The organism is Vagococcus fluvialis bH819 (genome assembly GCF_900163795.1).
Classification (GTDB): Bacteria; Bacillota; Bacilli; order Lactobacillales; family Vagococcaceae; genus Vagococcus; species Vagococcus fluvialis_A.
In genome coordinates this window covers 400,715-415,711 of the sequence record NZ_FWFD01000015.1, presented here as the reverse complement: position 1 = coordinate 415,711, position 14,997 = coordinate 400,715, and the positions used below count along the sequence as shown (strand labels likewise).

The 14,997-nt window shown below is 33.0% G+C and carries 17 protein-coding genes; 1 reads left to right on the top strand and 16 read right to left on the bottom strand.

Going from position 1 to position 14,997, the window contains the following annotated elements:
• Positions 1–13: 13 nt before the first annotated feature.
• From FM121_RS11520 to FM121_RS11465, 12 genes are all read right to left on the bottom strand, one after another.
• Positions 14–1,060, bottom strand: a complete 1,047-nt coding sequence (locus FM121_RS11520) for a SepM family pheromone-processing serine protease (RefSeq protein WP_086952308.1) — start codon at positions 1,058–1,060, stop codon at positions 14–16.
• Between the two features lie 10 nt (positions 1,061–1,070).
• Positions 1,071–1,559, bottom strand: coding sequence for a pantetheine-phosphate adenylyltransferase (gene coaD / locus FM121_RS11515; RefSeq protein ID WP_086952307.1), 489 nt, complete (start codon positions 1,557–1,559; stop codon positions 1,071–1,073).
• 3 nt (positions 1,560–1,562) lie between these two features.
• Positions 1,563–2,123 (bottom strand): 16S rRNA (guanine(966)-N(2))-methyltransferase RsmD, encoded by a 561-nt coding sequence (gene rsmD, locus FM121_RS11510; RefSeq protein WP_086952306.1) that lies wholly within the window; start codon positions 2,121–2,123, stop codon positions 1,563–1,565.
• Between the two features lie 173 nt (positions 2,124–2,296).
• Positions 2,297–3,655: a phosphoglucosamine mutase gene (glmM, locus tag FM121_RS11505; RefSeq protein ID WP_086952305.1), complete on the bottom strand. Its 1,359-nt coding sequence runs from the start codon at positions 3,653–3,655 to the stop codon at positions 2,297–2,299.
• Positions 3,656–3,690: 35 nt separating this feature from the next.
• A complete protein-coding gene (locus tag FM121_RS11500) occupies positions 3,691–4,728 on the bottom strand; it encodes a CdaR family protein (protein WP_086952304.1) in 1,038 nt (345 codons plus the stop codon).
• Positions 4,728–5,615, bottom strand: a complete 888-nt coding sequence (cdaA, locus tag FM121_RS11495; RefSeq protein ID WP_086952303.1) for a diadenylate cyclase CdaA — start codon at positions 5,613–5,615, stop codon at positions 4,728–4,730. Before cdaA ends, FM121_RS11500 begins: the two co-directional genes overlap by 1 nt.
• A gap of 139 nt (positions 5,616–5,754) precedes the next feature.
• Positions 5,755–6,315: an elongation factor P gene (gene efp / locus FM121_RS11490; RefSeq protein WP_086952302.1), complete on the bottom strand. Its 561-nt coding sequence runs from the start codon at positions 6,313–6,315 to the stop codon at positions 5,755–5,757.
• A 205-nt stretch (positions 6,316–6,520) separates the two neighbouring features.
• Positions 6,521–7,858 carry a type I glutamate--ammonia ligase gene (gene glnA, locus FM121_RS11485; protein ID WP_086952301.1) on the bottom strand — a complete coding sequence of 446 codons (1,338 nt, stop codon included), beginning with the start codon at positions 7,856–7,858 and terminating at the stop codon, positions 6,521–6,523.
• Between the two features lie 22 nt (positions 7,859–7,880).
• Positions 7,881–8,207 (bottom strand): MerR family transcriptional regulator, encoded by a 327-nt coding sequence (locus FM121_RS11480; RefSeq protein WP_086952300.1) that lies wholly within the window; start codon positions 8,205–8,207, stop codon positions 7,881–7,883.
• Positions 8,208–8,327: 120 nt separating this feature from the next.
• Positions 8,328–9,569, bottom strand: a complete 1,242-nt coding sequence (gene hflX / locus FM121_RS11475; protein WP_086952299.1) for a GTPase HflX — start codon at positions 9,567–9,569, stop codon at positions 8,328–8,330.
• A gap of 13 nt (positions 9,570–9,582) precedes the next feature.
• The gene (gene miaA / locus FM121_RS11470) at positions 9,583–10,524 is read right to left on the bottom strand and encodes a tRNA (adenosine(37)-N6)-dimethylallyltransferase MiaA (protein WP_086952298.1); all 942 of its coding nucleotides are present in this window, start codon (positions 10,522–10,524) and stop codon (positions 9,583–9,585) included.
• Positions 10,521–11,249, bottom strand: coding sequence for a glycerophosphodiester phosphodiesterase (locus tag FM121_RS11465; protein WP_086952297.1), 729 nt, complete (start codon positions 11,247–11,249; stop codon positions 10,521–10,523). The genes miaA and FM121_RS11465 overlap by 4 nt, the downstream gene beginning before the upstream one ends.
• A gap of 116 nt (positions 11,250–11,365) precedes the next feature.
• Between FM121_RS11465 and FM121_RS11460 the strand changes: the two genes are divergently transcribed.
• Entirely contained in the window at positions 11,366–11,533 is a 168-nt protein-coding gene (locus tag FM121_RS11460) for a DUF3042 family protein (RefSeq protein WP_086952296.1), read from the top strand.
• A gap of 44 nt (positions 11,534–11,577) precedes the next feature.
• On the opposite strand, the gene FM121_RS11455 is transcribed toward FM121_RS11460, so the two are convergent.
• The 4 genes from FM121_RS11455 to FM121_RS11440 form a co-directional block, all read right to left on the bottom strand.
• A complete protein-coding gene (locus tag FM121_RS11455) occupies positions 11,578–11,979 on the bottom strand; it encodes a rhodanese-like domain-containing protein (protein ID WP_086952295.1) in 402 nt (133 codons plus the stop codon).
• Positions 11,980–12,009: 30 nt separating this feature from the next.
• Positions 12,010–12,972 carry an ROK family glucokinase gene (locus tag FM121_RS11450; protein ID WP_086952294.1) on the bottom strand — a complete coding sequence of 321 codons (963 nt, stop codon included), beginning with the start codon at positions 12,970–12,972 and terminating at the stop codon, positions 12,010–12,012.
• A gap of 230 nt (positions 12,973–13,202) precedes the next feature.
• Positions 13,203–13,925 (bottom strand): rhomboid family intramembrane serine protease, encoded by a 723-nt coding sequence (locus FM121_RS11445; protein WP_086952293.1) that lies wholly within the window; start codon positions 13,923–13,925, stop codon positions 13,203–13,205.
• A complete protein-coding gene (locus tag FM121_RS11440; RefSeq protein ID WP_179203863.1) occupies positions 13,922–14,479 on the bottom strand; it encodes a 5-formyltetrahydrofolate cyclo-ligase in 558 nt (185 codons plus the stop codon). Before FM121_RS11440 ends, FM121_RS11445 begins: the two co-directional genes overlap by 4 nt.
• Between the last annotated feature and the right edge of the window lie 518 nt (positions 14,480–14,997).

Here is a 14,997-nt window from a genome sequence, read left to right as displayed (position 1 = left end):
TATTTAAACATTCTTACTTTTCTTTTTCTAAATATTCAATAGCGTCTTTAACCGTTTTAACAGGAATTACTTTAATATCTAAGTTATTTTTCTTAACTGATTCAAGAGCTTCTTGATAGTTTGATTGGATTTCAGGAAATTCTTTTTTAGTTTCCTTATCAATATCGTCGTCTGGAGCAAAGAATAACTCTGCCCCTTCTTGATCAGCTGCAATTACCTTTTTATCAATTCCTCCTATTCGACCAACCACACCCTCCTGGTCGATAGTTCCTGTCCCAGCAACCTCTTTACCTTGTCTTAAGTCATTATCTGTTAACAATCCATATAACTCTAACGTAAACATCAGGCCAGCAGAGGGACCTCCAATATCTTCTGTTTGAAATTTTATCTTTTCTTTTGACTTTATCTCCGTATGATCAACTAATGAAATGCCAATGCCTGCTTTTTTAGAACCCGTTAATTTTATTAACTTCGCTGATGTCTGCTTCTTTTTATTATCTCTGATATAATCCAGCGTAATTTTATCACCTGGTTTTTTATTTTGAACATATTGAATTAAATCATTTGACGAATTTAATTTTTTATCATCAACTGCGTAAATCGTATCCCCCACTTCAAGTAAATGATTAAAGTTTGAATGCTCATCCATTTCCATCACATAGACACCCATATACTCCATTTTATAAGGCTTATTAGCCAAGTCTAACGCATTTTTTATCGCAAAATTTTGGGATGTCTCCATATGATAGCGTTGCATCTCTTCATATTCCATATCGCTACTGGTTCCCATCATTTCTTCTTTGCTAATTAAATCATTATTTGGATCAAAATATCCTCTAATCAAAGTAGCAACAGTCGCTTGTTGAACGGCAACAGTTGTTAACATAAATGAGCCATCATAAGAATCTCTTTTTTCATTTACTGTCACGTGATCACGAATATTTTCAGAACTTCCTGGCATTTCGACAAAATAAGGGATTGGAATTATGGCCATGAGTAGTAATAATACAATAAAAAAAATAATTAATTTTTTTAAATACTTGTTTTCTTTAACTTCCATTTAGTTAGTCCTATCTAAATTTTTCTATCAACGCTTTATTAACTTCTGTTGGAACAAAAGATGAAACATCCCCCTTAAACTTTGCTATTTCTTTAATCATACTGGAGCTGATATTACTGAAGTTATCATCTGCAAGTAGAAAAATCGTATCAATCGAGCCGTCCATTGTACGATTCATAGAAGCAATATTTTTTTCATACTCGTAATCTTGATTATTTCTAACACCACGAATTAAAAAATTAGCTTGTAATTCTTTAGCAATATGAATTGTCAGGCCTTCAGATTGTAAAATAACACGAACATTACTTAATTGGCTTACAGCTTTTTCCGTTAGTTTCTTCTTTTCTTCTGCAGTAAATAATGGCTTCTTTGTTGTATTTGTAAAAATACCAATAATCACTTCATCAAAAAGTATACTAGCTCTTTCAACTGTGTTTAAATGTCCATTGGTAAAAGGATCAAAGCTTCCAGGAAAGAGAGCTATTCTTTTATCAACCAATTTCTAATCCTCCTTTATATAACGATAAATAGTCACTTTTGTGGTACCATAATTTTGAGATTTGGTTAATGATAATTCATTAATTGTTTCTGGTAAATCAACAAATTTATCAGTTTCACACACTACTTTACAAAAGGGGGCTAATAAATTTAGCTCCATCATTTTTTCTAATTGTGTCTCTATTGTTTGTTTAGCGTATGGGGGGTCCAGAAAAACTAAATCAAAACTAACTTTATTACTAGCTAACCAATCCAATGCCTTATCAGCATCCATTTTCTTTACGACAAAATCTGAGCCTTGTTTTGTTAAGGCTATATTTTCATTAATAATACTAATTGCCTGAAAGTGATTATCAAAACAATAGGCTTTTTTAGCACCTCTAGAAACTGCCTCAATCGCTAAATTACCGCTACCACTGTATAAATCTAAAACAACTTCGTCATCAAAATAAGGACCAATCATATTAAATACGGAACCTTTTATTTTATCACTTGTCGGTCTAGTGTTGTCTCCGGATAAAGAATTTAATTTTCTACCTTTAAAATTACCTGCTATAACGCGCATCAAATTTCCCCTTATTCTTAATATGTCATTATTATAGCAAATTTTAAGAATAAAAAAAATGTTGAGTTAGAATGAATCATCATTCCTTCTCAACATCTATATTAGTCTAGAATAAAAAATCTGCTTCTTCACCTTTAGTAACTGGAGCAAAGCATTTTTTTCTTCACTCTTGTTTAATCTAAACCAATTTCTTTCACAACGATAGCTGCAATCTTATCGACATAATAATCAACTTTTTCTTTTGTAGGAGCTTCTGCCATAACACGTAGTAACGGTTCAGTTCCTGAAGGTCTGACTAAAATACGACCGTCACCCTTCATTTCTGCTTCTACTTCTTCAATGACAGCCTTAATAGCTGGAACATCCATTGCCCCATATTTATCACTTACTTTTATATTAACTAATTTTTGAGGGTACTCTTCAATTTCAGATGTTAATTCTGATAAAGTTTTACCCGTTTCTTTCATAACATTCATCAATTGGATGCCTGAAAGTAAGCCGTCTCCTGTTGTATTATAATCTAGAAAAACAATATGTCCTGATTGTTCCCCACCTAAGTTATAATCAGACTTTCTCATCTCTTCAACAACATAACGATCTCCAACTTGTGTACAAACTGCGTTCATGTCTGCATCACTAACAGCTTTATGGAAACCTAAATTACTCATAACAGTCGCAACGATTGTGTCACCTTTAAGTTTTCCATGAGCTTTTAAATACTTACCACAGATGTAAAGAATCTTATCCCCATCGACAATATTTCCTTTTTCATCCACAGCAATCACACGGTCGCCATCACCATCAAAAGCTAAGCCTAAGTCAGATTTATTTTCTAAAACGAATTTAGCTAATTCTTCTGGGTGAGTCGAACCAACGCCGTCATTAATATTAATTCCATTTGGTTTCACACCCATTGTAGAGAATTCAGTATCTAAATCTGCGAATAAATGGTTAACGATTGGTGCAGTTGCGCCATTTGCTCCATCTAAACTAACTGAAAGTCCTGATAAATCACCAGGGATTGTCTCTTTTAAGAATTCCATGTATTTTTGTAAACCTTCTGGATAGTCATCTAAAGTTCCTAAGCCATCTGCTGAAGGACGTGGTAATATGTCCTCTGTTGCATCTAATAAAGCTTCGATTTCTAATTCTTCATCATCTGCTAATTTAAAGCCATCTGGACCAAAGAATTTAATACCATTATCTGCTGCTGGATTATGTGATGCTGAAATCATAACACCTGCAGCTGCTTTTTGAGTACGCGTTAAATATGAAACGCCAGGTGTCGAAATAACGCCTAATTGAAGCACTTCAATTCCCACTGATAATAAACCAGCAATCAATGCTTGTTCTAACAATTGACCTGAAATACGTGTATCACGTGCTACTAAAACTTGTGGTTTTTTATTTTCTTGTTCACTATGCTGACATAATACATACCCACCACAACGACCAATCTTAAATGCTAATTCAGGTGTTAATTCTTGATTTGCAATGCCTCTAACGCCATCAGTTCCAAAATATTTACCCATTTTAAAAAAAATCTCCTAACTCATTCTATAATATTTTATTTATCTTTTTTAGTAACGTCCATCGAAATTTTATCAGATTTTGTTGATGATGTCGATTTATCTTTACTTTCTGAAGTTGATTTTGCTCCACCACTTTTAGGTATCACTGTAACTAAAATTGTATCTGGATCAACTTTTATTTCTTTTGGCACAACCACTATATAAGAACTACTTGTTGTTTCTCTGATATTACTTGTGTCAATTTTTAAATCAATTGCACTTATTTCATCCAATATTTCTTTTGGACCTGTTATATCAACTTTGTCATCTTTCATAGAAAAACTATAATCCGTTATTCCTTGAGGTATTTTACCAGATTGAATGGGATTTACTTTTACTCGCTTAGTCGGTGCTTTCACACTCACATCAACTCGAGCGCTCTCTGGATCAATTTTCACATTCAACGGTTCACCTTTATCATCAATCGCATATAGTTTAACCTTTTGTGAGAAATCACTTGTGATATTAGTTTGATCACTTATACCAGCAATTACTTTTGATACTTTTTTTATAGTTTCTTCCCCACCAGATAACGTCACATTTTCTGGTTCAATCGAAGCTTTCTCAATTTCAAAGCCTTTAGCGAAAATTTTACTATCAATGGCTGCTTCTACTGGAAATTTATTGCTTTTTTTCTTTTCTATTGTGACAGCCAGTTTATTAGGTTTAATGGTGCCTTTGATTGCATTGGGTAAACCAACTATTTGGAGAGGAACTTCATGTGTTCCTTCAGCATATTTAGTCAAATCCATGACAATCGAGAAACTTCTTGTCTCAGCATTTGATTCTTTATCTAGCAGAATTTTATTGGAGCTTTTAAGTTCAACATCAACTGCTTGGTCATAACCAGATATAAAATACTTATCTTGATTATATGTCACATTCACCGGAACTTTTTCAGCAATAGCCGATAGCTCTGTAAAAATAACATCTTCTTCATTTAAACGAGACGAATTGGCATTATAGAATAGTAAAACAGCAAAGAATAAAGATAAAATTCTAACAATCCATATTCCTTTTTTATCTTTTTTCATTATTTTTTACCTCCCTTGAACCCGCTTTTAGCATCTTCAATAAACTGGTAAAAAAAGTTCTGTTTATTTTCTTCTATTTTTTGAATTAATTCTTGATTTAAAATATTAATATACTCTTCTCTGGTTAAATGAGGTAAAAATTGATTACGGAAAGTAACACTAACATCACCCGTTTCCTCAGAAACAATAATTGTTATGGCATCACTCACTTCACTAAGACCAATTGCCGCCCTATGTCTTGTTCCATATTCTTTAGGAATTAATGTACTCTCAGATAGTGGTAGATATGAACAAGCCGAAGCTATTTTATCATTTTGAATAATAACTGCACCATCATGAAGTGGTGTATTAGGAATAAAAATATTAATCAATAATTGATTTGAGATGTCAGAATCTAAAGAAATCCCTGTATCCACATAATCCATTAAGCTATCTCGATTTTCAATACATATCAAGGCTCCAATTTTTCTTTTTGACATATATTGAATCGACTCATCTAATTCAATAATTAATCTGTCTTTATGATCTGTTTGTTTTTTTATACTTTTTAGTATCGAGCCTCTACCTAAATGCTCTAAACCACGTCTAACTTCTGGTTGAAAAATAACAATAGCTGCAATAGCTCCATAGGTTATCACTTGACTCATCAACCACGAAACTGTCGTTAGTCCGATAAAATCGCTGATTATTCTTACAATAATAATCACTGCAATCCCCTTAAACACCTGAATTGCTTTTGTGCCATTTAAAAGCATGATTAGCTTATAAATAACAAACCACACAACAAATATATCAATTATATGGATAAGTAAATTAGTAGAAAAATAATTGCTGAAAAAATATTGCCAGGTATCGGGCTTGAACAAGTCCATAAAATGAATACTCATCTTGCTCCTCCCTCTCTTATTATAATAATTACACATTTCAGTATAGCATACTGTTGATTACATGTTTACCATTTATAAAATATTCTTTAAAACTTCTATAATTCTTAATATAAAAAAAACAAAGTCAAAATGACTTTGTTTATTTAGCACGTTTCACATATGAGCCATCTGAAGTATTTACTTCTAATAACTCTCCTGCTTCGATAAAATCAGGAACGTTTACAACTAGACCAGTTTCCATTTTTGCTGGTTTACCAGAACCAGAAACTGTAGCTCCTTTGATTGATGGTTGTGTTTCTTCAACTTTTAAAACAACTGTTGTTGGTAAAGTAACTCCTACAACTTCATCAATATAAAATTGGATTTTAACTTCCATGTTGTCTAATAGATATTTTAACTCTTCATTGATAACTGAAACTGGGATTTCATATTGTTCATATGTTTCTAAATCCATGAATGTTGAAATATCATCTTGAATATATAAAAATTGAACAGCTTTACTGTCGATATGAGCTTTTTTTACTTTTTCATCTGGACGCATTGTTGTATCAGTTGTAGAACCAGAACGCATGTCTCTTAATTTAAGACGCATTACTGTGTTACCTTTACCTGGTTTATGATGACTTGCTTCTAAAACTTTAATTAATTTACCATCTTTTTCAAATGTCATACCTGATCTTAAATCACTTACTGCTATCATTATTTATGTCTCCTTTATATTCAACTATCGCTATTTTACCACAAATGTGAGGAATGAAGAATGTTTTTTTGTAATTTCAGATATTCATTAATTAAATAAAGTTACAATTAAAAATTTAACACTTCTTCATTAAGACTGAATATGGCTTATTTTTCATTAAAAAAAGACTCACTAATCGTTGCTACGACTGTGAGTCTCACTATTCCTAATACATCTCTAAATATTGTTCTCTTTCCCACTCTGACACTTGTTGACGGAAGGCTGACCATTCCATTTTCTTCGCTTCTACAAAGTTGTTATAAATGTGAGCCCCTAACGCTTCCTTCACAACTTCATCTTTTCTCATTGCTTTAATGGCATTGTGTAGAGTTGATGGTAAATCTGTGATTTCAGCAGCCTCTCTTTCCTCTTCTGTCATCACGTAAATGTTACGATCCACAGCAGCTGGTGGGGTAATTTGATTTTTAATACCGTCAAGACCTGCTTGTAATAGAACCGCCATTGCTAAGTATGGATTAGCCGTTGGGTCGACTGAACGTAATTCTAAACGAGTTGATAAACCGCGTGAACTTGGCACACGTACTAATGGCGAACGATTTTTACCACTCCATGCTACGTATACAGGCGCTTCATAACCAGGTACTAAACGTTTGTATGAATTAACAATCGGATTACAGATAGCCGTATAACCTCTCGCATGTTTTAATAATCCACCTAAGAAGTGATAGGCTATTTCACTTAATCCATCCACACCATTTTCATCATAAAAGACATTACCATCTTTATTGAACAATGACATGTTGATATGCATCCCACTACCAGCAATTCCGTATAATGGTTTTGGCATGAATGTTGCGTGTAGTCCGTGTTTACGAGCAATTGTACGAACGACTAATTCAAAGGTTTGAATGTTGTCACACGCTTCGATGGCATTAGCGTACTTAAAGTCAATTTCATGTTGTCCAGGGGCACACTCATGGTGAGATGCTTCCACTTCAAAGCCTAAGCTTTCTAATTCTAATACGATATCACGACGACAGTTTTCGCCTAAGTCAGTTGGAGCAAAGTCGAAATACCCACCATTATCATTTAATTGGTCTGTCGGTCGACCATTTTCATCTAATTTAAATAGGAAAAATTCTGGCTCAGGCCCAATGTTAAATCCTGTGAAGCCTAAATCTGTCATTTCCTTTAATACGCGTTTCAAGTTTCCACGTGGGTCTCCGTCAAAAGGTTTTCCTTCTGGATTGTAAACATCACAGATCAAACGTGCTACTTTACCTTTTTCACTTTCCCAAGGGAAGATCATGAATGTTGACACATCTGGGTATAAATACATGTCACTTTCTTCGATACGTACGAATCCCTCAATCGATGAGCCGTCAAACATCATTTTATTATCTAATACTTTATCGATTTGGCTAATAGGAACCTCAACATTTTTTAGTCTACCTAAAATATCCGTGAACATTAGTCTTAAAAATCTCACATTCTCTTTTTGAGCTGCTTCTTTAATCTGTTCATTTGTTGTGTATTTTTCCATTATTTCGCCTCTTCTTTTCTTTTTAATTTAGTCCACTTTCTCTCATCAAATCATTATACAAAGCAATTCGAAGTTTTTCTTCAGAAAGTTGTTCTTTTTTCTGATCCTGTTTAACGAATTGTTTTTTTATTTCTTTGACAGAAAATTCTTGGGTTAGCATTTCCTTGATATCCAGTAATCGATCAATATCGTTTAAAGAAAATAATCGATTGTTCCCTGCATTTCGCTCAGGAAAAATTAAACCTTGTTCTTCATAGTATCTAATTTTTCTAGCCGTTAAATCTGTTAAATTCATAACCGAACTCATAGGGAAAACTGCAAGGGATCGTCTCAATTCTCTTTCACTCATTTTTTCGACCTCTCTTCTTTCAAGGTTAAAAACAGAATAACAGCTCAAAAAAAAAAAGTCAATTAACCATGTCAGATAATCTAACATGGTTAATCAAATTTTTTATTTTATCTAGAATTACTATTCTATTATCTCTTCAGCGTTTTCTCTCACCCATTTAGTTTGCTTAGGTGCATACCCTTTTATAAAATAATGATTCTTTTCTTCATCATAATGATACTCATCCAATAAGAGTTCTTTTTGCATTTGCGTAATTAGATAAGCCTCTTTTGGCTCCAATATCCTCTCAAAAGGAACAAACAACCCTTTCATCTGTTTGATGATTGCTTCTGTCAAAATCTCCTTATCTGATTCTCGATGTGCTGAAATTAAACAACTCGGAAACAGTGTTGGAACAAAACCGTCTCCTTCCAGTAAGTCCGCTTTATTATAAACAGTCAACACTGGGATATGCTTCATTTCTAAAGAATCAATCAATTCAAGTACTGTGTCTTCTTGTTGACTTCGGTTATCTGACGTTGTATCTACCACATGAAGTAATAGATCGACATTACGACTTTCTTCTAAAGTTGATTGGAAAGCCTCAATTAATTGGGTTGGTAGATCTTGAATAAAACCAACTGTATCTGTCAATGTTGTCTCTAGTCCCTCTGGAAGTTGCCATTTCTTAGTTAAAGGGTCGAGCGTTGCGAACAATTGATTTTCAGCATAGGTTTGTGTATCTGTTAATAGATTCATAATGCTTGATTTTCCAGCATTTGTGTAACCGATTAATCCTATTTGGAAAACAGATGATTCTTTTCTTTTTTGACGACTACGTTCTCGATGCTCTTCTGTTTGTTTCAACTCGCGCTTAATCATGGTCACTTTTTGCCTAATGTGACGACGATCTGTTTCTAATTTAGTTTCACCGGGACCTCTTGTTCCAATTCCCCCACCAAGACGAGACAATGATAAACCTTGTCCGACTAAACGAGGTAGTAAATAACTTAATTGAGCTAACTCTACTTGAAGCTGACCTTCTTTTGATTTAGCTCGCATAGCAAAGATATCTAAAATTAATTGAACTCGGTCAATAATTTTAACATTAACTACTTCTTCAATTAATCTAGCTTGTCTTGCTGATAATTCATGGTTAAAGACAACCGTATCAGCTTCAGTTGACTCTACAAGTGATTGTAACTCCAAAAGCTTACCTTTTCCTAAAATGGTTCGACGATCAATAGCTTGTCTTTTTTGAATCATTTCACCGACAACTAAACCTTGTGCTGTTTCAGCTAAATTAGCTAACTCAGCCATTGACTCAGTAAAGGTTTTAAAATTTTCTTGATTTTCAACACCCACTAATAAAACTTTTTCCACACAATACCTTCTTTCACTTTTTAAGCCATTTGGCTACTTCTTCAATAATATTATTTCTTATACTCGGTTCTTTAATCATATCATACCATTCAACGTTCATTCGATTTTTAAACCAAGTCAACTGGCGTTTAGCGTATTGTCTAGAATGTTGTTTAACAACTGACACACAATCTTCCAGTTCTAAATCTCCTCTAAAATACGGAAAAAACTCCTTATAACCAATACCTTGAATAGCTTGGACTTCACCTAGCTCATAAACATAACGAGCTTCTTCTAGTAACCCTTGCGTCATCATTAAATCCACACGTTGATTAATTCTATCATATAAAACATCTCTGTCTGTTTCTAAACCAATGATCTTAACATCGTATCTCGACTGACTTAAATCTTTAAAATCGATTCCTTGCTGATTCAGAATACTCACACCCGTTTTTTCAAATACCTCAATGGCACGGATCACTCTTTTTTCATTATTCATGTGAATAGACTTAGCTGCCAGAGGATCAATGGTTTCTAAATAATGCCATAATTTTTCTTTGCCTTCTTCTAAGGCAAAGGTTTCCCATTTTTTACGAACCAACTTAGCTTCGGTCTCTTCCTCATTGCTACCTAACTGAAAATCAAATAATAAAGATTGAATATACATACCAGTTCCACCAGCTACAATCGGCAAGCCGTCACAGTTAGTTATCTGATTTATTTTTTCTTCTGCACTCATTTTGAACTCATAAGCTGAGTAACTTTCACTTGGCTCTTTGACATCAATTAGATGGTGTAAAATCCCTTCTTTTTCATTTTCAGCGACTTTCGCTGTACCAATATCTAATTTTTTATAAACTTGTAAGGAATCACCACTAATAATTTCTCCATTAAAGTGTTTAGCTAATTCGATGCTGAGCGCTGTTTTTCCGACTGCTGTGGGACCAACAATGACCAATACTTTTGTTTTTTTCATCGTTTATTTTTCTCACTCATCGCTTTTTCTGGAAAATCAGTATGGAATCCTGCTAATCCTAAGTCAAAACATAAAGCCATATCATCTTTGGAATTAGCTGTCCATGGACGAATCTTCAAATCAAGATCCGGTATTATTTTTTTATTTTCCTTAACCCACTTAATAGAGGGATGAATCGCTTCAATTTCATTTATTGTTTTAGCAAAATTTATTTTATTTTCTGATTTATCCATAATCATCGCTTTCGGGTATTTGCTATCCATGTCTATTACCCGACCCATTGTTTCCATATTGAAACTTGAAATAATAATATCACAACTTAATTCATATGACTGAAGACATTGATATATTTTTTTTTCAATCCCTTCATAATCATATTCATCTGTCTTTATTTCAACATTTAAAAAGCCAGTATATTTAGTTGTTACTAATAATTCAAGAACTTCAGCAAAAGTCGGGATTTTTTCATCTTTAAATTGCACATCAAACCAACTACCAGCATCTAATTCCTTTATTTCTGACAAAGTATAATCTTGGACTAATCCTTTTTTATTGGTCGTTCGGTTAACATCACCATCATGAATAACTACTAATTCTTGATCTTTTGTTAATTGGATGTCTAATTCAATCCCATCAACATTAACTCTGATAGCTTCTTTAAATGCTGCTAGAGTATTTTCTGGATGCGTTCCTTTACTTCCTCTATGAGCAAACACTAGTGTCATCTAATCACTCCATTTCAGATAATAGTTTAACATGAACAATCAATGATATCACTAGATTTTTTTGTCAAAATGAGGGATAATGGTATTGTACAAAATATAGAGGATGTGTGAAAAATATGAAAAAATTTACTTCAGGCTTTTTAACAGGTACAACAGTAACACTTGCTGCTTTAGCTGGCGTTGCCGTAGGTATCAAAAAACTTGTCATCGAACCCGTTGAAGAAAAAGAAATGATTATTGATGATAACCGCAAGAAAGCAATGCGTAAAAGTCGCGCACGTTAATATTAGTCAAAAAAAGAGATTGCCTAAATAGCAATCTCTTTTTTTTATTTTTTCTTCGTTTTACCGGCCCAATCAGTATAGCCACCTTTTAAAATGTAAATATCTGTATAGCCTTCTTTTTTTAATAATTTCGCCATAAAAGTTGACATATTCGTTCTATTATCATAAAGATAAATTGGTTTATCTTTTCTAATAGCTGTTAAGTATTCTTTATGAGCTTTAGAAATTGTATAAGGAACGCTTCTAGCTCCCATAATATGACCACGATTAAACTCTTCTTTTTCACGAACATCAATGACTTGAGCATTTCTTAAATTCTCTTTAAATTCTTCTTGTGTCAGCAAAGTTGCACTTCTTTTACGCATAAAATAGAAATACAAACGATATAACCCATAAATTAAAATAATTGAAAACAAAAAAATGTTAAGTGTTGCTAAAAATGACATAATCGACTAACCTCTCCCATAACTCTATTCTTATTTAAATTGTAACGCTAATGAAGCAGCTCCGATGACACCAGCTTCATTACCTAAAATAGCCAACTTAATTTTTGTACTTTCTCTAACTTGCGGAAAAGAAAATTGCTCAAAATAAAATTGAATTTTTTCAAGTAAGAAATCTCCTGCTGCTGAAACGCCTCCACCAATGACAATATCACTTGGATTTAGCATATTTCCAATATTACCACATGCTAGACCTAAATAGAAACAAACTTTATCAACAACTAAAGAAGCAAAATCATCATTTCCTTTTGCTGCATCAAAAACGTCTTTACTTGTCACTGATTGGCCATCATCAATTTTATATTTCAAATCAGAATTCCCTGAATATTCTTCTGACATAGCTCTTGCTAGACGAACAATTCCTGTAGCACTTGCTACTGTTTCTAAACAACCTTTTTTACCACATGTACATTCAAAGCCATCAGGTTCAACGGTAATATGACCAATCTCACCAGCAGCACCCGCAACACCATGTAAAAGATGTCCTTCAGCGATAATACCACCACCAACACCTGTTCCAAGTGTCATGAAAGTAACTTCTGGTGAATTTTCTCCAGCGCCTTTCCATCTCTCACCAAGAGCAGCAACGTTAGCGTCGTTATCAATAGCAAAAGGGATATTTAAAGCTTCTTCGATAGGCCCTTTAATTTCTTGAAGTGTTTTCCAATTTAAGTTATATGCGCCAATAACCGTTCCGTTTTCACGATTAACAGTTCCTGGTGTTCCCATTCCGATTCCGATAAAATCCTCTGCGGTCATACCATATAATTCTAAACGGTGTTTTATAGATGCGATAATTTCTGGAACAATATGTGTCCCTTCATCATTAATATTTGTTTCGATACTCCATTTTTGTTGGACATCACCTGATTCTGTTAGGATAGCAAATTTTGCTGTCGTTCCACCTAAATCGATGCCAATTAATTTTTTACTCAATGTAGCCCCTCCTGATAGTCTGTTTCTGACAATTTTTTCTTTTTAGAATCCTTTTCGCATTAATATGATCACTATTATCGATAAATTAGGATCATTTATTTACTTTGTTTTAGTTCAGACACCGTTCTCATATTAATACTCCCACATCATTATACAGATAACAAATTTAAAATCATAGTCGCATTTTTGATTTTTGGTCATTCTTACTAACTTTTTATCATTTTAGTATTTTAATAATTGGAAAATCCATAAATCAAACAAAAAATAATAAGAAAAATGGTGAAAATACCTGTAGCAATTCTTTGATGATGATTTAGTTTATTTTGTAAGTGGTTTTTAGGAACACCGATGACAACCATTAATAATAATCCTCCAATTGCACCACCTAAATGCCCTAAAATATCGACACCTGATGAAAATAAATTCATCACTAAATTCAATATAATTAACAAAGACATATTTTGAGACATTTGACGAATCATTGGATGGTAGCTATAGATTCGACCTAAAACGATAAAGGCCGCAAACATACCAAATAATGACGTACTTGCACCGGCTGATAAACCGTATGAATTACCAAAGGCAAAACTCAACAGGTTACCAATAATACCACTCATTAGATACAAGAAAAAAAATCGTGCGTGTCCGATGATTGGTTCTAGTATCCGACCTACAAAATATAAAGTTAATGAATTTAGGGCTAGGTGCGTAAAACCAATATGAATAAATATCGGTGTAATAAAGCGCCAATACTCATGATTTTCTACAATTAATTGTGGCGATAAGGCTCCAAATAACGTAAGAATACCTGAGTTTTCAGAACCATTAAAAATTCCATGTCTCGTTCCAACTACCTCCATTGTAATATAAACGATAAGTTGAATTACTAAAAATAAATAAGTAAAATACGGTCCTCTTATTATTTTTTTCCAAGTATCTGATAGTTGATTCATCGACTTCCCCCTACTAATTTTTCTGTGATCATATTTTTTACAGGAATATCATATTGACTCGGTTCCCATATATAACCCATTTGCTCTTTAAAAACTAAACTATATGTCTCACCTTTAAAATCAGATAAATAACGATCATAAAAGCCACCACCAAATCCAACACGATAGCCTTCTTTTGAAAAAGCTACACCTGGGACTATTAACAAATCAATTTTATTTTTTTCAAATTGATGATTATTCGTAGGTTCTAACACACCAAATTTAGTTTCTTCTAAAGGTTCTTCCAGATCATAGTAGTAAAAGTCCATTTTACCTAAGCCAAAAGTTCTAGGAACACAAATTGTTTTCCCTTCCTTGATAGCTTGTTTAATTAATGGTTCTGTATTGAATTCTTTGTTCATTGAAAGCGTCGTACCTATAACACTTGCTTCTTGCCAACTTTTTGTTTCAAACAGTTTATTCAACATACTTTTTTCTATCTGATTTTTTTCATCAGGTTGCTGACTTAATGTCTTTAAATCATGTAATACTTTTTTTCTAATTTCTTTTTTCATGGAAAAACCTCCATTCCTATTTTTTTGAATTACTACCATTATACTCATTTTATAAGCTAAGACAAAATAAAACCTAAAGAATTTTATAAGCTCATTTGCATTTAATAAAAAATCATGGTATATTAATTTTCACATTAGTTATATTTATATGCAAGATTGAAATATGTTTTAAAGAAGTTTATTTACAAAGAGGCGTAGCTTAAGAGCTACATCGGTGTTTTAGAGGTTGGGACTGCACCACTTAGACGAGAAATATTTTAGAAATTACGCAGTAGTATTCGCCACACTTTAGATATAAATAAAAAATTAATTAGATAGCCATTCTTATCAATAAGATAAGAATGGCTATCGTCAATTATAGAGTAAATTTAGTTGGAATTAGAATAAAAAAAGGCACAAAAATCTTATCAGTAGATTTTGTGTTTTTTTATTTATATTTTTGTTGAGTTATTTTTTAACATGCCTTAAAACAATATATTTAGAAATAAAAAAGCTCCAATCCTTAACAGTAAAGGATT